The sequence below is a fragment of the Streptomyces sp. NPDC042102 genome (assembly GCF_055582305.1).
Map to the genome: position 1 here is coordinate 583,549 of NZ_JBVJDL010000003.1, position 22,029 is coordinate 605,577.

General features: G+C 71.6%; 18 protein-coding genes. 12 read left to right on the plus strand and 6 right to left on the minus strand.

What is annotated here, in order from left to right; all coding sequences use genetic code 11:
- Window positions 1-48: 48 nt before the first annotated feature.
- Complete coding sequence (locus ACZ6KO_RS15965) at window positions 49-474, plus strand: nuclear transport factor 2 family protein (protein WP_401453967.1); 426 nt, start codon at window positions 49-51, stop codon at window positions 472-474.
- 125 nt (window positions 475-599) lie between these two features.
- Window positions 600-5,480: an RHS repeat-associated core domain-containing protein gene (locus tag ACZ6KO_RS15970; RefSeq protein ID WP_469304573.1), complete on the plus strand. Its 4,881-nt coding sequence runs from the start codon at window positions 600-602 to the stop codon at window positions 5,478-5,480.
- Between the two features lie 16 nt (window positions 5,481-5,496).
- On the opposite strand, the gene ACZ6KO_RS15975 is transcribed toward ACZ6KO_RS15970, so the two are convergent.
- Window positions 5,497-6,075 carry a TetR/AcrR family transcriptional regulator gene (locus ACZ6KO_RS15975; protein WP_469304574.1) on the minus strand — a complete coding sequence of 193 codons (579 nt, stop codon included), beginning with the start codon at window positions 6,073-6,075 and terminating at the stop codon, window positions 5,497-5,499.
- A 137-nt stretch (window positions 6,076-6,212) separates the two neighbouring features.
- Here ACZ6KO_RS15975 and ACZ6KO_RS15980 point away from each other — a divergent pair, with 137 nt between their 5' ends.
- The 3 genes from ACZ6KO_RS15980 (at window position 6,213) to ACZ6KO_RS15990 (ending at window position 9,408) form a co-directional block, all read left to right on the plus strand.
- Entirely contained in the window at window positions 6,213-7,808 is a 1,596-nt protein-coding gene (locus ACZ6KO_RS15980) for an MDR family MFS transporter (RefSeq protein WP_469304575.1), read from the plus strand.
- 313 nt (window positions 7,809-8,121) lie between these two features.
- Window positions 8,122-8,958, plus strand: a complete 837-nt coding sequence (locus tag ACZ6KO_RS15985; RefSeq protein ID WP_469304576.1) for a polysaccharide deacetylase family protein — start codon at window positions 8,122-8,124, stop codon at window positions 8,956-8,958.
- A 123-nt stretch (window positions 8,959-9,081) separates the two neighbouring features.
- Complete coding sequence (locus ACZ6KO_RS15990) at window positions 9,082-9,408, plus strand: nuclear transport factor 2-like protein (RefSeq protein ID WP_469304577.1); 327 nt, start codon at window positions 9,082-9,084, stop codon at window positions 9,406-9,408.
- On the opposite strand, the gene ACZ6KO_RS15995 is transcribed toward ACZ6KO_RS15990, so the two are convergent.
- Window positions 9,399-10,541, minus strand: a complete 1,143-nt coding sequence (locus ACZ6KO_RS15995; protein WP_469304578.1) for a serine hydrolase domain-containing protein — start codon at window positions 10,539-10,541, stop codon at window positions 9,399-9,401. The two genes, ACZ6KO_RS15990 and ACZ6KO_RS15995, sit on opposite strands and share 10 nt — an antisense overlap.
- 131 nt (window positions 10,542-10,672) lie before the next feature.
- Here ACZ6KO_RS15995 and ACZ6KO_RS16000 point away from each other — a divergent pair, with 131 nt between their 5' ends.
- Window positions 10,673-11,293 carry a hypothetical protein gene (locus tag ACZ6KO_RS16000; protein WP_469304579.1) on the plus strand — a complete coding sequence of 207 codons (621 nt, stop codon included), beginning with the start codon at window positions 10,673-10,675 and terminating at the stop codon, window positions 11,291-11,293.
- 177 nt (window positions 11,294-11,470) lie between these two features.
- On the opposite strand, the gene ACZ6KO_RS16005 is transcribed toward ACZ6KO_RS16000, so the two are convergent.
- From ACZ6KO_RS16005 to ACZ6KO_RS16015, 3 genes are all read right to left on the minus strand, one after another.
- Entirely contained in the window at window positions 11,471-12,739 is a 1,269-nt protein-coding gene (locus ACZ6KO_RS16005; RefSeq protein ID WP_469304580.1) for an extracellular solute-binding protein, read from the minus strand.
- 255 nt (window positions 12,740-12,994) lie between these two features.
- Complete coding sequence (locus tag ACZ6KO_RS16010) at window positions 12,995-13,612, minus strand: SMI1/KNR4 family protein (protein ID WP_469304581.1); 618 nt, start codon at window positions 13,610-13,612, stop codon at window positions 12,995-12,997.
- Between the two features lie 83 nt (window positions 13,613-13,695).
- Complete coding sequence (locus ACZ6KO_RS16015) at window positions 13,696-14,124, minus strand: DUF192 domain-containing protein (RefSeq protein ID WP_469304582.1); 429 nt, start codon at window positions 14,122-14,124, stop codon at window positions 13,696-13,698.
- 189 nt (window positions 14,125-14,313) lie between these two features.
- Between ACZ6KO_RS16015 and ACZ6KO_RS16020 the strand changes: the two genes are divergently transcribed.
- Window positions 14,314-15,039, plus strand: coding sequence for a prepilin peptidase (locus ACZ6KO_RS16020; RefSeq protein WP_469304583.1), 726 nt, complete (start codon window positions 14,314-14,316; stop codon window positions 15,037-15,039).
- 132 nt (window positions 15,040-15,171) lie between these two features.
- On the opposite strand, the gene mgrA is transcribed toward ACZ6KO_RS16020, so the two are convergent.
- Window positions 15,172-16,209, minus strand: coding sequence for an L-glyceraldehyde 3-phosphate reductase (gene mgrA / locus ACZ6KO_RS16025; RefSeq protein WP_469304584.1), 1,038 nt, complete (start codon window positions 16,207-16,209; stop codon window positions 15,172-15,174).
- Window positions 16,210-16,334: 125 nt separating this feature from the next.
- Here mgrA and ACZ6KO_RS16030 point away from each other — a divergent pair, with 125 nt between their 5' ends.
- From ACZ6KO_RS16030 to ACZ6KO_RS16050, 5 genes are all read left to right on the plus strand, one after another.
- Window positions 16,335-17,096, plus strand: a complete 762-nt coding sequence (locus ACZ6KO_RS16030) for an isoprenyl transferase (protein ID WP_469304585.1) — start codon at window positions 16,335-16,337, stop codon at window positions 17,094-17,096.
- Window positions 17,097-17,423: 327 nt separating this feature from the next.
- Window positions 17,424-18,740, plus strand: a complete 1,317-nt coding sequence (locus ACZ6KO_RS16035) for a PhoH family protein (RefSeq protein ID WP_469304586.1) — start codon at window positions 17,424-17,426, stop codon at window positions 18,738-18,740.
- A 404-nt stretch (window positions 18,741-19,144) separates the two neighbouring features.
- On the plus strand, window positions 19,145-19,846 hold the full coding sequence (locus tag ACZ6KO_RS16040) for an aggregation-promoting factor C-terminal-like domain-containing protein (protein ID WP_469304587.1): 702 nt from the start codon (window positions 19,145-19,147) through the stop codon (window positions 19,844-19,846).
- 109 nt (window positions 19,847-19,955) lie between these two features.
- The gene (locus tag ACZ6KO_RS16045; protein WP_469304588.1) at window positions 19,956-21,299 is read left to right on the plus strand and encodes an AI-2E family transporter; all 1,344 of its coding nucleotides are present in this window, start codon (window positions 19,956-19,958) and stop codon (window positions 21,297-21,299) included.
- Complete coding sequence (locus ACZ6KO_RS16050; RefSeq protein ID WP_469304589.1) at window positions 21,283-21,993, plus strand: hypothetical protein; 711 nt, start codon at window positions 21,283-21,285, stop codon at window positions 21,991-21,993. The genes ACZ6KO_RS16045 and ACZ6KO_RS16050 overlap by 17 nt, the downstream gene beginning before the upstream one ends.
- Window positions 21,994-22,029: the final 36 nt, after the last annotated feature.

Genomic DNA, 22,029 nt, shown 5'->3' on the forward strand with positions numbered 1-22,029 from the left:
GCTGGTGGAGAACGAGCGTTCTCGCCCCCTTCCCCTCGGAGGCTTCCCGTGACCGATGCCGTACGCCCGCCCGTGCCCCCCTTCACCGAAGAAACCGCCCGCATCAAGGTCCAGGCCGCCGAGGACGCCTGGAACAGCCGCGACCCCGAGCGGGTCGCCCTCGCCTACACCGAGGATTCCGTCTGGCGCAATCGCGACCGTTTCCTCACCGGTCGCGCCGAGATCCGCGCGTTCCTCGCCGACAAGTGGGACCGGGAGCTGGACTACCGGCTGCGCAAGGAGCTGTGGTCGTACACCGGCAACCGGATCTCCGTCCGCTTCGAGTACGAGTGGCACGACGCCGACGGCCAGTGGTGGCGCAGCCACGGCAACGAGCAGTGGGAGTTCGCCGACGACGGGCTGATGCGCCGCCGCGAGGCCAGCATCAACGACGTCCCGATCCGTCCCGACGAGCGGCGCCTCGGGCGGGACTGACGGGGCGTGAGCCATCGCCCCGCACGGTCCGCGTGACGGCCCGCGTGACGGTCCGTCCCGGTCGAACGTCTGAGCCATGTGATCCAATGGCGTTTTGGACGCGTTGCTTACGGGGGGATCGAGACGTGGCCGTCACGCTGCCGGACTGGGCTGACACTCTGCTGGATCTGGTCGGGGTGAACTGGCCGAATGTCGACGAGGACGCCTACCGCGAGATGGCGGACGCGTTGCGGGAGTTCGCCGACGACCTGGCGGACGACGGGCAGCTCGCCAACAACCACTTCGAGCGGCTGCTGTCCTCCGGCGAGGGCGAATCCATCAAGGCGCTCGACGAGCACTGGAACACCGTCAAGGGCAAGCACCTCAAGGACATCGTGTCCGCGGCGCGGACGATCGCGGGTGCCCTGGACATGGCGGCCGGGGCGATCGAGGCCATGAAGTTCAAGGCCGTGGCCGAGCTGGGCCTGCTCGCGGGCCAGACGGGGCTGGCGATGGCCCTGATCCCGGTGACGGGCGGGCTGTCCGCGCTGCTCGGCGCGGGCGCCATCGCCTTCACGAAGAAGCAGCTGCTGAAGCTGCTCACGGCGGCGGCCGAGGAGGCCGTCGCTCATATCGTCGCGGCCATGACGGAGCCGGCCGTGGCCGCCCTGGAAGGGATGGCCGCCGACCTCGTCGTTCAGCTCGGCTCGATGGCGGTCGGCCTCCAGGACGGGGTCGACCTCGACCAGACCAAGCAGGCGGGCAAGGACGGCTTCAACGACGGCGTCCAGTCCGGCAAGGAGTCCCTCAACCTGGCCTCCGCCGGCGGCAGCGGGGGCGGTGGCGGTGGTGGCGGGAGCGGGCTGTCCGATCTGTTCATCGACCACGACGAGCACGACCGCGCCCACACCAAGCTGTCCGGCGTCAGCACGAACATCCACGGCAAGACCACCTCCAAGCTGACCAAGGCCAAGACCGCCCACGGCCGAACCCGGGGCCGGGACTCCATCGCCTCGGCCATCGACCCGGTCGCCGACAAGGCCGTGGCCGCCCTGATGAAGGCGACCAAGCAGGTCGGCGACCACGTCGGCAAGACCCTGCCCAAGGCCGTCAAGCAGATCTCCACCGACCACAAGAACAACGACGACGACCTCGCCGCCCGCCTGGCCCGCGCCAAGGCCAAGGACGCCCAGGAGGGCAAGGGCGGGAGCGGTTCGGGCGGCAGCGGCCGTCCCGGCGAGAAGCCGAACGGTCCCGGCCACAAGAAGCCCGACGACCTGAACAAGGCCAAGGACGAGACCCGCCGCAACAGCATCTCGGAGAAGGACACCCACTGCGAGGGCGACCCGGTCGACGTCGTCACCGGCGAGATGATCCTGACCCACACGGATCTCACCCTCCCCGCCACCCTGCCCCTGGTCCTGCGCCGCACCCACCTCTCCGCCTACCGCTACGGCCGCTGGTTCGGCCGCAGCTGGGCCTCCACCCTCGACGAGCGCATCGAGCTTGACCCCGTCGGCGGGGGCGCCACCTGGGCGCGCGAGGACGGCTCCGTGCTGGTCTACCCGCGGCTGCCGCTGCCCGGCGGCGAGCCCGTCCTGCCCGTCGAGGGCCCGCGGCTGGCCCTCGCGCACGGCGGCTCGTACGAGGACGAGACCACCTACACGGTCACCGATGTCCACGCCGGCCTCACCCGCGCCTTCACCGGCAGCCCCTACCAGGCGTCCCCCGCCTACTGGCTGACCTCCATCGAGGACCGCCACGACAACCGGATCGCCTTCTCCCGCGCCTCCGACGGCTCACCCACCGCCGTCACCCACAGCGGCGGCTACACCGTCCAGACCGTCACCCGCGACGAGCGGATCGCCTCCCTCGCCGTGCGCGGCCCGGACGGCCCCGTCACCGTCATGACGTACGGCTACGACGGCCGCGGCAACCTCGCCGCGATCACCAACTCCTCCGGCCGGGCGCTGCGCCTGACCTACGACGCCGCCGACCGCATCACCTCGTGGACCGACCGCAACGACTCCGCGTTCCACTACACCTACGACTCCGCCGGCCGCGTCGTGCGCACCACCGGCCCGGACGGCTTCCTCACCGGTGCCTTCGCCTACGACCCCGTCGCGCGCGTCAACCGCTACACCGACGCCACCGGCGCCACCAAGGTCTTCCACTACAACGAGCACCTGCAGATCGTCGCCGAGACCGACCCGCTCGGGCACACCGTCCGCAGCCAGTGGGACGCGTACGACCGCCTGGTCGCCCGGAGCGACGCGCTCGGCCGCACCACCACGTACACCTACGACGCCCACGGCAACCTGGTCCGCATCGCCCACCCGGACGGCACGACCGCCGTCGTCGAGTACAACGCGCTGCACCAGATGACCTCGGTCACCGGCCCCGACGGCGCCACCTACCGCCAGGAGTACGACGAGCGGGGCAACCCCACCGCGTTCCTGCGGCCCGACGGCACCGCGACCCGCCTCACCCACGACGCCTCCGGCCACCTCACCGGCGTCGGCGACCACCTCGGCCCCAAGGACCTGGTGCGCGTGGACGCCGCGGGCCTGCCGCGCGCCGTGCGCGACCAGCGCGGCGGCGTCACCCACTACGAGCGCGACGCGTTCGGCCGGGCCGTGCGCATCACCGACGGCCAGGGCCGCACCACCGAGCTGGAGTGGACGGTGGAGGGCCACCTCGCCCGCCGCATCGACCCCGACGGATCCGAGCAGTCCTGGACGTACGACGGCGAGGGCAACTGCCTGGTCCACACCGACGCCGCCGGCGGCAGGACCCGGTTCGAATACACCCACTTCGACCTGCTCGCCGCCCGCACCACCCCCGGCGGCGCCCGCCACACCTTCGGCTACGACGGCGAGCTGCGCCTCACCGAGGTCGTCAACCCGCAGGGCCTGACCTGGACCTACACCTACGACGCGGCCGGCCGGCTCACCGGCGAGACGGACTTCGACGGCCGCACCCTCGGCTACGCCCACGACGCACTGGGCCGCCTGACCGCCCGTACCAACGGCCTCGGCGAAACGATCCGCCTCGAGCGCGACGCCGCTGGCCGCGTCGTGACCCGGGACGCGGCGGGCGCGGTCACCCGCTTCCGTCACGACACCACCGGCCGCCTGGTCCACGCCGCCGGCCCGGACGCCGAACTGTCCTGGGAGTACGACGGGTCCGGCCGCGTCGTGAGGGAGACCACGAACGGCCGCGCCACGGCCTTCGCGTACGACGCGACGGGCCGGCGCGTGCGCCGCACCACCCCCTCCGGCGCGGTCAGCTCCTGGGAGTACCCCGCGACCGGCCGGGCCGCCCACCTCGACGCCTCCGGGCACCGCATCACCTTCGAGTTCGACTCCGAGGGCCACGAGACCAGGCGCCGCATCGGCGACGCGCTCACCATCGAGCACGCCTACGACGACCTGGGCCGCCTGACCGGCCAGCTCGTACGGGGCCCCGGGGAGCGGACCGTCCAGGAACGCTCGTACACCTACCGCCCCGACGGCCGGCTCGCCGCCATCGGCGACCGGCTGGCCGGCGCGCGCGCCTTCGACACCAGCCGCGAGGGCCGCGTCACGGGCGTGAGCGGCGCGAACTGGACCGAGCGCTACGCCTACGACGAGGCCGGCAACCAGACGCAGGCCCTGTGGCCGGGCGAGGACACCGCCACCGGCCCCCGCGAGTACACGGGCACCCGGCTCGGCCGGGCCGGATCGGTCCGCTACGAGTACGACGCGCAGGGCCGTGTCGTCCTGCGGCAGAAGACCCGCCTCTCGCGCCGGCCCGACACCTGGCGATACGCGTGGGACGCCGAGGACCGGCTGGTCGGGGTCACCACCCCCGACGGCACCCGCTGGCGCTACCGCTACGACCCGCTGGGCCGCCGGATCGCCAAGCAGCGGCTGTCGCCCGACGGCTCGGAAGCGGTCGTGGAGCAGGTGGACTTCACCTGGGACGGGGACGTGCTGTGCGAGCAGCGCTCCGGCGCCCCCGGCTCGCCCGAGGCCATCGCCCTGACCTGGGACCACGACGGGTTCAAGCCGGTCGCCCAGACCGAACGGCGGCTGCTGGACCAAGGCGAGGTGGACCGCAGGTTCTTCGCGATCGTCACCGACCTGGTCGGCACGCCCCGCGAACTCGTCGACGAGCGGGGCGAGATCGCCTGGCGGACCCGGGCCACGCTGTGGGGCACCACCACCTGGAACCGCGACGCCACGGCGTACACGCCGCTGCGCTTCCCGGGGCAGTACTTCGACCCCGAGTCCGGGCTGCACTACAACCACCACCGGCACTACGACCCCGAGTCCGGCCGCTACGTCTCCCCGGACCCGCTCGGCCTGGTCCCGGCGCCCAACGCCTTCACGTACGTGGACGACCCCACGACGTGGGTGGACCCGCTGGGCCTGTCGGGCTGTCCGCACAAGGGGGACGACAAGCCCAAGCACCACGTGGTGCTGGGCGTGAACAGCGACGGCAAGCACTCCGACGACCTGGCGACGTGGCTGCGCGCACAGGGCGGGGACGGCGCGGGCGCGCACACGTACAACGGAAAGCCCTACGACGCCGTCATCGACGGCGGGCCGTGGTGGATGCTCAACGTCAAGGGGGCCATCAGCGACCGTGAGGGCACCCGGCTGTCGATCATCCTGGACGGCATGTTCGGCGCCGACGGCAAGCCGATGAAGGTGGACACGCCGGAACGGATCGCGGAGGCGTTCCAGCAGGCGGCCGCCCACGGCAACAACTTCAGCCTGGCCAAGGAGAAGGACTGGCCCACGCCCGGCAACGGCACCGCCTGGGAGATGAGCCAGGTCGCCCTCGCCGTACGGCAGTACGAGGGCACCGTCGACGACCCGGACTTCGACACGCCCGCGGGCCGGGCCTGGAACGAGATCGACTGGTACACCCGCGACGGGGACGGCTTCCGGAAGATCGAGGGCGTGGACCGGCCGGACATCTCGATCCTCGACCCGAACAGCGAGGAGAACCGGCCCAAGGAGACGCGCCGCCGCCGGTGATCCCGGCGGCCCCGGCCTACTCCTGGTGGTGGGCCTGGGTGATCAGCTCCGTGGCGACCTCGAGGGCGGCCAGCCGGGTCTCCTCGGGGTCGCCCTCCACGTGCTGGAGGAACATCATCCCGGCGTGCAGCGTGAACAGGGCGCTGACGCAGCGGACCTGGTCGGTCTTGGGGCCGTCCTCCGTACGCAGCAGCTCGACCAGCGCGAACAGCCGCTCCTTGACGGTCCGGCCGATGCTGAGGTCACGCATCGTCGCCTGGTTCTCCTGCATGAACCGGTAGAGCGAGGCGCCGGCGGCCATCGCCTCGCTGTAGCGCCGCAGCACCTCCTGCTTGGTCTCCAGGGTGCGCGGCTGCTCGCCGGCCCAGGTGATCAGCTCGTCGATGGGCCGGGTCACATCGTCGAAGATGCTGATCAGGATCTCTTCCTTGGTCTTGAAGTGGTAGTACAGCGCCGCCTTCGTGACCCCCAGCCGCTCCGCGATCTCGCGCAGCGAGGTCTTCTCGTACCCCTGCTCGGCGAAGAGCTCCAGCGCCACGTCCTGGATCCGCTGGCGTGTGTCGCCGCGCCTCTGCTGCGGACCGCTGCTGGTCATGGCACTCCCCATTTACTTACTTGACGCCCGGCTAGTTACCGGTCTACCGTCCCCATTGTAATAACTAGCCGGGCGGCAAGTAAGTGTCAGCGCGGCAGCGGGCAGCGGCGGGTGGCGGGCGCCACGGGGAGTGGAACATGGGCGAGACGGTGAAGACGGCGGACCTCGCGGAGGGGGCGAAGCCGCGCAGCGTACGCGTCGTCCTGATGGCGCTCATGATCGCGATGCTGCTGGCGATGCTCGACAACATGATCATCGGCACCGCGATGCCGACGATCGTCGGCGAGCTCGGCGGCCTGGAGCACCTGTCCTGGGTGGTCACCGCCTACACCCTCGCCACGGCCGCCTCCACCCCCATCTGGGGCAAGGTCGGCGACATGTACGGGCGCAAGGGCTCCTTCCTCGTCTCCATCGTCGTCTTCCTGATCGGTTCGGTGCTCAGCGGCATGGCCCAGGACATGGGCCAGCTCATCGGCTTCCGCGCGGTGCAGGGCCTGGGCGCCGGCGGTCTGATGGTCGGCGTCATGGCGATCATCGGCGACCTGATCCCGCCCCGCGAGCGCGGCAAGTACCAGGGCATGATGGCCGGCGTCATGGCGCTGGCCATGATCGGCGGCCCGCTGGTCGGCGGCACCATCACCGACCACCTGGGCTGGCGCTGGTCCTTCTACATCAACCTGCCCCTCGGCGCGGTCGCGCTCGCCATGGTCACGGCCGTCCTGCACCTGCCGAAGAAGGAGCGCGGCGGGAGCAGGATCGACTACCTGGGCGCGGCGCTGCTGACCCTCGCCATCACCTCCACCGTCCTCGTCACCACCTGGGGCGGCACCGAGTACGCCTGGGGCTCGGCCGAGATCCTCGGCCTGATCGCGGTCGGCGTCGTCTCCCTCGCCGCCTTCCTGTACGTGGAGACGCGCGCCGCCGAGCCGGTCATGCCGCTGCACATCTTCCGCAGCCGCAACTTCACGCTCATGTCGGTGATCGGCTTCCTGACCGGCTTCGCGATGTTCGGCGGCGTGCTCTACCTGCCCCTCTTCCAGCAGTCGGTGCAGGGCGCCTCCGCCACCAACTCGGGCCTGCTGCTCCTGCCGATGCTGCTGTCGATGATGGCCGTCTCGCTGATCGCGGGCCGGGTCACCACCAGCAGCGGCAAGTACAAGGTCTTCCCCATCGCGGGCGGCGCCCTGATGGTCGTGGGCCTCTACCTGCTGGCCACCATGGACACCGGCACCACGCGCCTGGTCTCCGGCCTCTACATGGCGGTCCTCGGCGCCGGGCTCGGCTTCCTGATGCAGATCACGATGCTGGTCGCCCAGAACAGCGTCGAGATGAAGGACATGGGCGTCGCGTCCTCCTCGGCCACCCTCTTCCGGACCCTCGGCGGCTCCTTCGGTGTCGCCCTGATGGGCTCGCTGTTCACCTCCCGGGTGCAGGAGACCATGACCGAGCGGCTCGGGGAGGCCGGCGCCGGGGCGACCGGGGGCGGCGCCCAGCTGGACGCGGCGAGCCTGGCCAAGCTCCCGGAGGCCATCCGGGAGGCGTACCAGCACGCGGTGGCGGCCGGTACGCACGCGGCCTTCCTGCTCGGCGCGGCCGTCGCGGTGCTCGGCTTCGCGGCCGCCTGGTTCGTCAAGGAGGTCCCGCTGCGGGGTGCGGGCCCCGCCCCGGCGCAGGCCGGCCCGGACGACGGGACCCCGGTGGCGGCGAACCGGCCGGAGCCGGTCGCCCGCTGACGGCACGCCACGAGGCCCCCGGCGGACGCGCACGCGTCCGCCGGGGGCCTCCCGCATGTGATCTTCGCCTCGGTGATCGCCGGTGGCCGGACGGGCGTCGCCCGGACGGTGCCGCGCGCGGGGAGGATGAACACGAGCCCGCGTGGGCAGAGTTACGTGGGTTCTGTCCCGTTTCCCCTGAGGTGCAAATCGGCATCTTCGCTGACCAAGATCCCCTTAGGAGATCTTTAACGGCAAATGGTGCGGAACCCGCGGCCGTTGAGGGACGTCCTGATGCACAGACACTCAAGGCGGATGGGGGAGTGGACCGTTCATGAAGCTTAACGACTTGCAGGGAACCAGGGCCCGGATAGCCATCGCGGCGGCGGCCGCGGCCACACTGGCCGGCGCGACGTGGGGAGCGGTGGCGCTCACCGGCACCGCGGGCGGCACCGAGGCCCCGCAGCAGAACCTGACCCGCCCGAAGGACGGCGGCTCCGGAGGCGGTGACGGCAAGGGCGGGCCCCAGCCCAGCGCCTCCGGACCCTCCGGCCCGCAGGTCCCCGACAGCATCGCGCACGCCTCCGAGGCCGGGGGCGGCGCCGTGAACATCACCATCGACGACGGCCCGGACCCCACCTGGACCCCGAAGGTCCTCGACGTCCTCGCCCGGTACGACGTGAAGGCCACCTTCTGCATGATCGGCCCGCAGGCCCGGGCCCACCCCGACCTCGTGAAGAAGGTCGTGGCGGCCGGTCACCGGCTGTGCGACCACGCCGTCTCCCACGACACCCGCATGGACAAGAAGCCCGTGGAATACCAGGAGCAGCAGATCCTGGACGCCAAGAAGATGATCGAGGACGCGGCCGGCGGGGCGAAGGTGGAGTACTACCGGGCGCCCGGCGGCGCCTTCACCCCCGACAGCCGGCGCATCGCCGCCGCCCACGGGATGCGCCCCCTCGGCTGGAACGTCGACAGCAAGGACTTCAAGGCCACCGGCCCCGGCGCCATCGTCGACACCGTCAAGGGCCAGATGTCCAACGGCCCGACCATCCTCCTCCACGACGGCGGCGGCGACCGCCGGCACACCGTCGAGGCCCTCGACCAGCTGCTGGCCTGGCTCAAGGCCGAGGGGCGCCCCACCGGCTTCCCCGTCCGCACCGCCCCGTGACCCGGACACGCCGCCGGGCGGCGAACGGGTGAGGATCGGCGGCCCGGACGCCCTCCGGGTGTTCCCTGGTCGTGCGTACGAGCCCGTACGCCCGTACGTCCGTACGCCCGACCAGGAGGCCCCGTGACCATCGCCCCGAGCAAGCTGTCCGACCCCACCGTCGCCGCCCTCGTCACCGCCGTCAACGCGCACAACAAGGACGGCTTCCTCGCCCTGCTCACCCCCGACGCGACCATGTCCGACGACGGCTCCGACCGCGACCTCCAGGAGTGGATCGACAAGGAGATCTTCGACTCCGCCGGCCACATGGACGTCCAGACCGAGTCCGACGGCGGCCGCAGCCTGGTCGTCAACTACCGCAACGACGCCTGGGGCGAGATGCGCACCGCCTGGCGCTTCACCGTCACCGACGGCGGCCGCATCAGCCGGTTCGAGACCGGTCAGGCCTGACCGAGCTCCTTCACCACCGCCAGCACCGCCGCCGTCAGCCGCGCGTTCTCCGGGGCCGTGCCGCCGGGGAAGCGGAAGCGGCGGCGCGTGTACGCGTACGCGACGGCCGTGTCCGGATCGGCGAACGACTGGGCGCCCGCCGCGCCGCAGTGCCCGAACGCCCGGGGCCCGGCCGCGGGCTGCCGCTCGAAGCCCAGCCCGAAGTGGTCCGGCTCCGACGTGACCCGGTCCACGCCCGGCGTGTGCGGCCGGGCGAACTCCGCCGCCGTCCCCGGCTGGAGCAGCGGGGCCCGCCCCGCCACCTCGCCGATCGCGGCGGCGTACATCGCCGCGATGCCGCGCGCGGTGCCGACACCGCCCGCCGAGGCCGGGCCCTGCGCCCGGACGGCCGGGTCGTTGGCGTACGCCACCATGTCCATCGGGACCCCGCCGCGCGCGTTGAAGGCGACGGGCAGCAGCTCCGGCGCGGCCGGCCCGGCGGCGTACGCGGCGAGCTCCTGCGGGGTCGGCAGCGCCTCCAGCACCGGCTTCCAGCGGCCCTCCAGCCCCTGCGGCAGCCCCATGTACAGGTCCAGCCCGTACGGCGCGCGGATCCGCTCCTCGTACACCTCCTGCATCGACCGGCCGGTGACCCGCCGCACCACCTCGCCGGTCAGCGCGCCGATGGTGAAGGCGTGGTAGCCGTACGCCGTCCCCGGCTCCCAGTACGGCTTCGCGGCCGCCAGCCGGGCCGCCACCCCCGCGTCGTCGGCCAGCTCGGCGACGGAGAGGCCCCCGTCCACGTTGACCAGCCCGGACCCGTGCGCGATCAGCTGCCGCACGGTGAGGTTCTCCTTGCCGTGGCCGGTGAACTCCGGCCAGTACGCCGAGACCGGGCGGTCCAGCTCCAGGCTGCCGTCCTGCACGAGCAGCGCCACCACCAGGTGCGCCGCGCCCTTGGTGATCGAGTAGACACCGCTGAGGGTGTCGCCGTCGGTGTCCTCGCCCGCCCAGAGGTCGACCACGCGGCGGCCCTGGTGGTGGACGGCCAGCTGGGCCTCGGGAGAGTGCGGCTCGTCCGCGACGAAGGCCGCGAACTCCTCCCGCACCGGCTCCCAGCCCGCCGCCACCGTTCCGTACACGTTCCTGTCCACGACATCCCCCTGAAGATCGTTTACGTTCCGCCGGGCACAACAGGCCGGCCCGCGTTCCCATTCCCGGCCCGTACGGGTGAAGGTGCGGGCCCCGACGTTCCGGGCCGCCGCGGGCTCCCGTTGGTCCGGGCATGAAGCGCACCCGTACCGCCGCCGTCGCCCTCGCCACCGCCGCCGCGGCCCTCGCTCCCGCCTTCGTGGAGGCCGCGGCCGCCGAGGGGTCGCCGTACCTCCAGGACCCGGCGGGCGGCGAGAAGACGATGAAGTCGCTGTGGACCCAGGACGACCAGCACAAGCTCGAAGCGCAGTTCCGGTTCCACCCCGGGGTCACGTACGCGATGAAGGACCGGCCCGGCCCCGCGGCGGCGCCGGAGTGGAACTCGAAGACGGGCGACGCCGAGACGCTCGCCTGGCGGCCGACGTTCGAGTTCGCGTGGGCGTTCTCGGACTCGCTGGTGGTCAAGAAGGCCGTCCGGACCAAGGACGGCAAGCACCCCGTCACCCTGTACGCCGTCCTCAAGCGCGCGGACGGCACCACGGCCGCCGAGGTCCGCGACGAGACGAAGGACCGCCCGGCCACCGGCCGCACGACCCTGGAGGGCGGCCGGCGCATCGCCTGCGACACCGGCGACTACACGGTGCACTGGTCGGTCACGCGCACCGGCTACGGCACCCTGCGCGGCACCCTGCCCTGGAACGCCGACTGCGAGCAGTACCGCAAGGCCTTCACCACCGGCCAGGACCCGCGTTAGACGGCACGGGAAGGAAGAGGGCCCGGTGTCCCGCGGGCACCTTGTGGGTGCGGGGCGGGCGACCGGGCTGCGGCGCTCGGATCGAGTGCCGTGACAGCCGTCGTGCCGCACGGGGTGGGATGCGGCAGGGGGACGAGTTCCCGGACGTCGGGCCGGATGTCTGGACGTCCGGCCGGGTCAGGACTTCTTGCCGGCCTCGCGGGACTTCTCCGCGATGTCCTCCAGGATGGCCTTCGGATCGCCGGAAGGGTCCACGGCGCGCCCGATGTTGCGCTTGATCGTGTCGCTGACCGTCACCCAGCTGGGGTCGTTGACCGGGTAGAGCTGCGCGCCGCGCAGTGCCGTCAGGAAGGCCTCGTCGGTCTTGTCGAGGCCGCCGCCGGCCGGGGTACGGGCCGCGGAGATCGTCGAGGGCAGCAGGTGGTAGCGGCCCGCGAAGTCCGACAGGTTCTTGTCCTGGTAGAGGAAGTCCAGGAACCTGCCGATCCGGTCGCGGTTGCCGTTCTGCCTGAACGCCATCATCCAGTCCGCCACGCCGACCATCGGCGGCCGGTCGGAGGAGCCGAGCGTGTTGGACACCGGCATCTCCACCGCGGTGACGCCGATGCCCTTGCGCTTGGCCTCGTGCAGCAGCGACGGGTAGCCGTTGACCATGCCGACCTCGCCGCGCAGGAACGCCGCGAAGGCGTCCGCGCGGTTGAGCTGGGAGGGCGGGACCGGCCCCGTCAGCCCCGGGGCGACCAGGTTGTCCTTGATCCAACGGAACGCCTCGACGTTCTGCTCGGAGGCGAGGCTGTAGTTGCCGCTGCTGTCGACGTAGCCGCCGCCGTTGCTCAGCTCCCAGATCATCGCCTCCGCGTGTGCCTCCTCCGGGCCCAGCGGCACGGCGATCGGGAACTTCACGCCCTTGTCCTTGAGCGCCTTGGCGGCGTTCCGCAGATCCGCCCAGGTCCTCGGCGGCGAGGTGATCCCCGCCTTGGCGAAGAGGGCGTCGTTGAAGAAGAGCAGCCGGCTGCTGGCCACGAAGGGCAGGCCGTAGAGGGTGTTGCCGACGGATCCGGCCTCCGCGAGGGGCGGCAGGAAGTTCGCCTCGGCCGAGACCGAGAGGAGTTCGTCGGCGGAATAGAGCTTGCCCTGCGCCGCGAAGTCCGAGTAGGCGCCCATCAGGGCCATGTCGGGCGCCCGGCCCGCCTTGACCATTCGGGTGACCTCGCGGTCGATGTCGGCCCACGGCAGGAGTTGTACTTCGATCTTGATACCGGGGTGCTGGGTCGAGAAATCGGAGGTCAGCTTGGACCAGAAGGCCTGGGAGTCGCCGTATTCGGCGGCCACCAGCTTGAGGGTGTCGCTTCCGCCGTCACCAGCGGAACTTCCGCAGCCGGAAAGAGGGATGAGTAGGCCGAACACGGCCGCGCCGGCGGCCGCGCCGAAAATTCTTCGTCGCACGGGTGAATTCCCCTGTTGTTTATTTCTGAATCCCGGACGCGAGATGGCCCGATGGCCGGAATTCTCTCCTGTGGCAGGGGGGTTTGAATCGTTGGGTCGGTACTTGTGTTCATTGCTCCAAGTACGGCTTTTCCGGCTGGTGTTTTCCGATATGCACGCAGTAAAGGAGACGCGCGTAGACATGCCGAAACGCCCGTTTCGCGTCGCGGAACGGGCGTTTCGGCCGGGAAGGCGGGGTGGCGGGGGTGGCCGGGATCAGTCGGTGAAGTCGCCGGCGTACGGGTCGGGCTCGCCCGTCTCGGGGTTGCGGCCCTCCTGCCAGCGCCGCTGGGCCTTGCGCCAGTGCACGAAGCTGAGCGGCCCGCCGTCCCAGAAGGTGATGCTGACCGGGCTCACGTCGAACTCGTCCGAGAAGAGCCGGGTGAGGAACTCGGCCATGCCGTACGGGTGGACGGCGAACGTGTCGGCCGTGTGCCGTCCGCACACCAGGACCGGCCAGCGGTCCGGGTCGGGGTCGGAGGTGAGCCAGCACAGGATGTCGGCGCCACCGGTGACGCCCCAGGCGACGATCGACTCGGGGTCCACGTCGAAGGCGGCCCGGCCGCCCCCGGCCTCCCAGGCGGCGCGGGCGTTCCGGGTCTCCTCGCGCATCTGCGCCGGGTCCCACTGCAGGCCGGGCTTGGGCAGCGGCAGCAGGATGTCGGCCTCGCCGTTGATGGTGCCGGCGCCGTAGCGGCCCATGAAGGCCACGTAGTCGGAGGGGAAGCGGCCGCCCCAGGCCGCTTCGACGGCCGGCCAGTCGATGTCCTCGTCGGCGCCATGCGTCGCGGGCATGATCTGCTCAAGTGCCTTGACCTGCATGTTCTCCGTCATGGCCGCTCCCCGACACCCCGCCCTTTGCCCAACCGTCCCAACCTACCCTGTGGTCGGTGGACAGCCCAGGGGTGTCTCGGGGGTCAATGGTCGTCGCTGCCGCCCCCGACGTCCGGGCCCTCCCCGCCCTCCCCGCCGTCCTGGTGCACCGTCACCGTCGTCCCCGGGCGCAGGCCCCAGGCCGCCATGGCGCCGGCCTCGGCCTCCAGGACGTGGCGCGCCCGGGGGCGGGGCAGGCCGAGCCGGCCGGGCGGCATGGTCCGTACGGCCAGGACGCGGTCGTGGCGGTCGAGGTAGGCCACGTCGATGGGGAAGCGCATCCGGAAGGTGTGCACGCTCGCCGCGGGCGTCAGCAGCATCGCCCCCGCGATGCCGTCCCGCCCGAGCAGCCCCCGGGTGCGCGCCCGGTAGGAGGCGGCGATCTCCAACGGGACCGCCCGCGCCGGCGGCCCGTCCCCGGCCCCCGCCGTGATCCTCAGCGTCCCCCTGCCGTCCCGCCAGCGGCGTGCCATCGCGGCCCCCTCGTCTCGCTCGCCGAGCCGCCAGCGTACGGAGAGAAGGCGAGGAAGGGGAGGAAAGGCGAGGAAGGGGAGGAAGGCGAGGAAGGGGCGGCGGGAGACGGTGGGGCGGGAGACGGTGGGGCGGGGGAATGGGTCCCCGGGCCCATGTCCGGGTCCGGGCGGGGTGCCTAGGGTCGGCGGATGGGCCTGGTCGTGATCATCCTTGCCGCCGGGTACGGCGTGGCCGCTGGCCTGCTCCTGCCCCGGGCCGCCCACCGGCTCTCCGTCGAGCCCGGCGAACCCTGGCGCGCGGCCTGCCCCCGGGGGCACCCGCTCACCGGCTGGTTCGGCCGCGCCCGCTGCCCCGGTCCGCCCGCCCACCCGTACGGCCCCCGGCCCGCGGTGCTCGCCCTGCTGACCGCGGCGCCGGCCGCCGCCCTGGCCGGCGCCGTCGGCGGCCGGCCCGAGGCGGCCGTCTACGTCGCCGCCGTCCCCGTCGTCGTCCTGCTGGCCGCGGTGGACCTCGCCGTGCACCGGCTGCCCGACGTCCTGACGCTGCCGCTCGCCGCCGCCGTGGCCGCCGGGCTGGGCGTGGCCTCCCTCGTTCCCGGGGCGGCCGGCCGGTGGCCGGCGGCCCTCGCGGGCGGGGCGGCGCTCGGCGCGGGGTACCTGGTGCTGTTCCTGATCAACCCCGCCGGGATGGGCCTCGGGGACGTCAAGCTCGCGCTCGCCCTCGGGGTCGCTCTTGGGTGGTACGGGTGGGGGGTATGGGCGGCGGGAGCCTTCCTCGGTCTCCTCTACGGCGCCCTGTACGGCCTTTGCCTTGTGCTGCGGGGCCGGGCGGGCCGCGGGACGGGCTTCGCCTTCGGCCCGTACATGGCCGCCGGGGCGTTCACCGGAGTGCTCCTGGGCGGATTCGGAGCGTAATCGTGTCGCGCCAATGCACGCATCACGCTTTACGAAGGGTTATGGTGGAACCCCCCCCTCGGGCCGGTCCGTATCCCCCCCCACGGACCGGCCCGTTTTTCATTTCCCCCACCGCCCCCGCAAAAGCGCAGGTCAGCCGCGCTGGGCCCAGATGTTCGTCCCCGGGGTGGAGACCGCGAAGGAGTCGATCTCCTTCAGTTCCTCCTCGGAGAGCGGCGCTCCGGCCAGGGCGGCCACATTTTCTTCCAGCTGCCGCACGCTCGACGCGCCGATCAGGGCGGACGTCATCCGCTCGTCCCGCAGCACCCAGGTCAGCGCCAGCTGCGCCAGCGACTGCCCGCGCCGGGCCGCGAGGTCGTTCAGACCGTTCAGGCGGCGGACGACGTCCTGCGAGAGCAGGCCCGGGTCCAGGGACTTGCCCTGACTGGCCCGCGAGCCCTCGGGGATGCCCGTGAGGTACTTGCCGGTGAGCATGCCCTGCGCGAGCGGCGCGAAGGAGATGCAGCCCATGCCGGCCTCCTCCAGGGTGTCCAGGAGGCCGTCCTCCTCGGTCCAGCGGTTGATCATCGAGTACGACGGCTGGTGGATCAGCGGGCGCACGCCCATGCCGTTCAGGATCCGCACCGCCTCCGCCGTCTGCTCCGCGGTGTACGAGGAGACGCCGACGTAGAGCGCCTTGCCCTGCTGGACGGCGGACGCGAGCGCGCCCATCGTCTCCTCCAGCGGGGTGTGCGGGTCGAAGCGGTGCGAGTAGAAGATGTCGACGTAGTCCAGGCCCATCCGCTTCAGCGAGGCGTCGAGCGAGCCCAGCAGGTACTTGCGGCTGCCCCACTCGCCGTACGGGCCGGGGTGCATCAGGTAGCCGGCCTTGGTGGAGATCACCAGCTCCTCGCGCAGGGACGCGAAGTCCTGCGCGAAGATCTTGCCGAAGTTCAGCTCGGCCGAGCCGGGCGGCGGCCCGTAGTTGTTGGCCAGGTCGAAGTGGGTCACCCCGAGGTCGAAGGCACGGCGCAGGATGGACCGCTGGGACTCCAGGGACCTGTCGTCGCCGAAGTTGTGCCAGAGGCCCAGGGAGATGGCGGGGAGCCTGAGGCCGCTGCGGCCCGTGCGGCGGTACTCCATGGAGTCGTAGCGGGAGGCGGCTGCCCGATAGGGATTGTTATCAGTCACGTTGTCCTCCCTATCACGGACCTGTGACAGACCGGGTTGGGCCAGGCCTCCCCGCGCGCAGTAATGTGGCGCACTCGGGGGACCGCATTTCGCACGGGGGCATTGCACGGAGGGGCTGGAAGATCGTGAAGCTGCGCGACCTGGTGTACAGGCTCTACGCACGCCGGGTGGAAGGCCGCCTCGATCACGCCGCGGTGCCCAAGCACATCGGCGTCATCCTGGACGGCAACCGGCGCTGGGCCAAGGCGTCCGGAGGAACCACGGAACAGGGCCATCAGGCCGGTGCCGACAAGATCTCCGAGCTGCTGGGCTGGTGCGACGAGACGGACGTCGCCGTCGTCACCCTGTGGATGCTCTCCACGGACAACCTGGACCGCCCGGAGGACGAGCTCCGCCCGCTGCTGAACATCATCGAGAACACCGTCCGGGGCCTGGCCGCCGACGGCCGCTGGCGCGTCCACCACGTGGGCAACCTCGACATCCTCCCCGGCCGCACCCAGGCGGTCCTCAAGGAGGCCGAGCAGGCCACCCTCGACGTCAAGGGGATACTCGTCAACGTCGCCGTGGGCTACGGCGGCCGCCAGGAGATCGCGGACGCGGTGCGCTCGCTGCTCCTGGAGCACCACGAGAAGGGCACCTCGATCGAGGAGCTCGCCGAGATCCTGGACATCGACCACATCTCGGAGCACCTCTACACCCGCGGCCAGCCCGACCCCGACCTCGTGATCCGCACCAGCGGCGAGCAGCGGCTGTCCGGATTCATGCTCTGGCAGAGCGCCCACTCCGAGTACTACTTCTGCGAAGTCTTCTGGCCGGCCTTCCGGAAGGTGGACTTCCTGCGGGCGCTGCGCGACTACGCCGCCCGCCACCGGCGCTACGGAACCTGACGCCCCCTCGGCCGGCCCCTCCCGGCGACCGGTGTCCCTCGCGTCACGCGCGCACAGCCTTCACCAGGGATTCACCGAGCGTCCGTCATATGCCATGGCATGGCGTCGCGTGTTCGAGGGCATATCCCTTACAGGTCGATGCCCGATCCACGGGTGTCGAGTCTCAGCGGGCGGCACAGGGCCGTCCGCCCGGGAGGCCCTTTGCACCAGGACGCTCGTGCGGTTCGCACGGACATCAAGGGAGGGCCGGAAATCGGCCCTTGCATTGCGGCCGATGACCGGTCCGGTCTTCATGGCCCGACCTCTTCCGAGGGGGTACGTCCTTCCGTGGTGACCAGCACAAAGCGCCGCCTGCCCGACAGGCGGACCTACGTCCTCGACACCAGCGTCCTGCTGGCCGACCCGCACGCGTTCTCCCGGTTCGACGAGCACGAGGTCGTGCTCCCGATCGTGGTGATCACCGAGCTGGAGGCCAAGAGGCACCATCCCGAACTCGGCTACTTCGCCCGCCAGGCCCTGCGCCTGCTGGACGACTTCCGGGTCCGGTACGGCCGCCTCGACGCCCCCATCCCGCTGGGTGATCTGGGTGGCAGCCTGCGCGTCGAGCTCAACCACTCCGACCCCGGTGTGCTCCCGGCGGGCTTCAGGCTCGGGGACAACGACTCGCGGATCCTCGCGGTCGCCCGCAACCTGCAGGCCGAGGGGTACGACGTCACGGTCGTCTCGAAGGATCTCCCACTGCGCATCAAGGCCTCCTCCGTGGGCCTGCTCGCCGAGGAGTACCGCGCCGAACTCGCGATCACCGATGCCGGCTGGACCGGCATGAGCGAGCTCTCGCTCTCCGGGGAGCAGGTCGACCTCCTCTACTCCGAGGAGCGGCTGTACGTCCCGGAGGCCGCCGAAATGCCCGTGCACACCGGACTGGTCCTGCAGTCCGAGCGGGGCAAGGCACTGGGCCGGGTGACGTCCGACGGCAACGTCAAGCTCGTACGCGGCGACCGCGAGGCCTTCGGGCTGCACGGCCGCAGCGCCGAGCAGCGCATCGCGCTCGATCTCCTGCTCGACCCCGAGGTCGGGATCGTCTCCATGGGCGGCCGGGCCGGCACCGGCAAGTCCGCCCTCGCCCTGTGCGCGGGCCTGGAGGCGGTGCTGGAGCGCCGTCAGCACCAGAAGGTGATGGTCTTCCGGCCGCTGTACGCGGTGGGCGGGCAGGAGCTGGGCTACCTGCCGGGCACCGAGGCCGAGAAGATGAGCCCGTGGGCGCAGGCGGTCTTCGACACGCTCTCGTCGGTGGCGGGGCGCGAGGTCATCGAGGAGGTGCTCGGCCGCGGCATGCTGGAGGTGCTGCCGCTCACGCACATCCGGGGCCGCTCGCTGCACGACGCGTTCGTCATCGTGGACGAGGCGCAGTCCCTGGAGCGCAACGTCCTGTTGACCGTTCTGTCCCGGATCGGGGCGAACAGCCGGGTTGTCCTCACCCATGACGTCGCGCAGCGGGACAATCTGCGCGTCGGCCGGTACGACGGAGTGGTGGCCGTCGTTGAGAAGCTGAAGGGACACCCCCTCTTCGCCCACGTCACGCTCACCCGCTCCGAGCGTTCGCCCATCGCGGCGCTGGTCACGGAGATGCTCGAAACCATCTGAATCACCGCATAGCGGCAGGTGAGTTGGCGCCGCCCGGCAAAGGCCGAAGAGCCTAGCCGGGCGGCGCCGTGCTGCACAGGGGTTTCCAACAGCCAAGCGCGACATGCCTGGTGTGACCTTTCCCACGCAACGGGGAATTGCCTTGCGGTGTCGGGGTCCGGCAGAGTCTGTTTTCCGTCAGGCCCCGCATACGGCACAGCTGTACCTCTCGCAGGTACGGCACGCAGCACCACAACTCCACAGACGACGCCGTATGCCGCCCGGAAGCACCACGCGGCACTCCCGACCAGGGAGCTGCCCACGGGCCCGCGTCTCCAGTGACCACCGCTCCATGGAGACCAGTGTCGAGGGGCACTCTTGCGCACGCCCGAGGTCACGGGCGGACGCTGCTGGAAGGACACCGTGTGAGCCGGATCTCGGTCCGGGGTATCGCCGTGGCTTCGGCCACTGCGGTGACCACCGTCGGCGCTGTCGTGGGCGTCGCCACTGGCGACGGCCAGAACTCGAACGACCTCGAGACGACCGCTTCCGGCGCGACTCTCCTCACCGACATCGCGGTCGGCGACCAGGCCCAGGTCCAGAGCGCGTCCCTGACGCAGCAGGCCGACACCCTCGCCCAGGCCGCCGATGCCGACACCATGCGCTCGGCCCAGGAGGAAGCACGCCTCCAGGCCGCCAAGGACGCCAAGGCGAAGAAGGAATCCGCGCAGAAGGCGGCGGAGGAGAAGGCGAAGAAGGAGCGCGAGGAGAAGGAGCAGATCGCCAGCCGCTCCGCGGCCCGCGACGCCTCCGACTTCGCGCCCCAGAGCTCGTACACGGTCGCCCAGGTCCAGGCCATCGCCCGTCAGATGGTCCCCGCCGGGCAGTGGTCCTGCTTCTCCGAGATCATCGACCGGGAATCCACCTGGAACTACAAGGCCGTGAACTCGTCCTCGGGCGCCTACGGTCTGGTCCAGGCGCTCCCGGGCTCGAAGATGGCCTCGGCCGGTGCCGACTGGCGCACCAACCCCGCCACGCAGATCAAGTGGGGCCTGAACTACATGGAAGACCGCTACGGCAGCCCCTGCGCCGCGCTGACTTTCCACAACGCCAACGGCTGGTACTAGTACCGCCCCCTGCTCAACCCCGCTGAGCCCCGCACCGTCCTACGGTGCGGGGCTCGCCGCGTGTACGGTCGACCTGGTGTGCGTACGGCGGGCGGGGGAAGGGAACGAGATGGCGAAGACGGTGGGCTGGCTGGGACGGCTCGGCAACAGACTGAACCGGGTGGAGGCACGCCTCCACCAGCGCCGGGCCGAGGTGGAGGCCGAGAGCACCGCCGCCCTGCCCGGCCCCGTCGCGCCCGCGCCCGTGTCCGCCGCGGTCCACGACCCGCGGCCCGCCCCGGAGGACCCCTACCAGCGGGTGCGCCCCGACCCGGTCACCGTCGTCCCCTGGGGCATGCGGGTGGCCGCCGAGGTCAGCTGGCGGCTGCTGCTGCTCGCCGGGATGCTCTGGGTGCTGATGAAGGTGATCAGCGAGGTCCGCCTGGTCGTCCTCGCCTTCGCCGCCGCCCTGCTCGTCACCGCGCTCCTGCAGCCCTTCGTCGTCCGGCTGCGCCGGCTGGGCCTGCCGCGGGGGCTGGCCACCGCCGTCACCGCGATCCTCGGCTTCGTCGTCATCGGGCTGGTCGGCTGGTTCGTGGTCTGGCAGGTCATGGAGAACCTCGACGACCTCTCCAACCGCGTCAAGGAAGGCATCAACGAGCTCAAGCAGTGGGCGCTCGACAGTCCCTTCCACGTGACCGAGCAGCAGATCAACGACATCGCCAAGAACCTCACCGACACCATCGGCACCAACACCGAGCAGATCACCTCCGTCGGTCTCCAGGGCGTGACCGTCATGGTCGAGGTGCTGACGGGCATTCTGCTCGCGATGTTCTCCACCCTCTTCCTGCTGCACGACGGCAAGAAGATCTGGCGGTGGGTCCTCGGCCTGGTCCCGGTCGCCGCCCGCCCCGGCGTGGCGGGCGCCGGCCCGCGGGCCTGGCGCACCCTGACCGCGTACGTGCGCGGCACCGTGATCGTGGCGCTCATCGACGCCATCTTCATCGGCCTGGGCATCTACTTCCTGAAGGTCCCGATGGCGGTCCCGCTGGCCGTCTTCATCTTCCTCTTCGCCTTCATCCCGCTGGTCGGCGCCGTGGTCTCCGGCGCCCTGGCGGTGGTCGTCGCCCTGGTCACCCAGGGCGTGTTCACCGCGCTGATGGTGCTGATCGTCGTCCTGGCCGTGCAGCAGATCGAGGGGCACGTCCTCCAGCCGTTCATCCTGGGGCGGGCGGTGCGCGTCCATCCGCTGGCGGTCGTGCTCTCCGTGGCCGCGGGCGGCATGATCGCGGGCATCGGGGGCGCGGTGGTCGCGGTCCCGCTGGTCGCCGTCACGAACACGGTGGTCGGCTACCTGCGGGCGTACTCCCGTGAATCGCAGCTGCGGATCGGGCCGGGCCCGCACGGCGCCACGGCCGTGGACATGAGCCCCACCATGGAGGGGGAGGCCAGGACAGGTGATCAGCGAGCCTGAGCTCGACGGACCGTACGAAGAGCCGGACCGGCCCGGGGAGCCGGATCCCGCACCGCCGCCCGCCCCCGCCGCGCACCGCCGGCGGCCCTGGCTGTGGGCCCTGGGCGGCGCGCTGACCGCGTCGGCGGTGTGGGCGGGCGGCCTGTACGCGGTGGGGGAGCGGGGGCCGCTCGGCCCCGAGCGCTACCGCTGGGCCGAGTACCTGTGCGACGACTTCACCGCGCCCGCGCTCAGCCGGTTCACGGGGGTCTCCCTGCCCGGGCGCAAGCTGGACAACAACCGCGAGCACCCGGCGCTGGACTGGACGGGCTGCCGGCTGAGCGGCAGCGCCGACGGCGTGCTGTACGAGGTCACGGCGGCGGTCGCCCTGCACCACAGGACCGACCCGGGGCCGGAGTTCGAGGTGGACCAGGCCGACGACCCGTGGCTGGAGCAGGACGCCGTGACGGTGGAGAACGTCCCGGGCCTCGGCGAGCGCGCCGAGCTGCGGTACGACGGCCCGTTCGACCGGCGGACGCTGCGGGTCGTGGACGGGCAGGCGGTCTTCACCATGAACTTCTCCGCCGTGCGCGACTACCGGGACAGAACCCCGGAGAAGGTCCTGGACCCGTCCGGCCCGGGGGTCGACTTCGCCGCGGCGCGCACGGCCCTGATCGAGGACATGCGCACGCTGATGGCGGCGCTGCGCATCTGAGACGGGACGACACGACACCACACGACACCACACGAT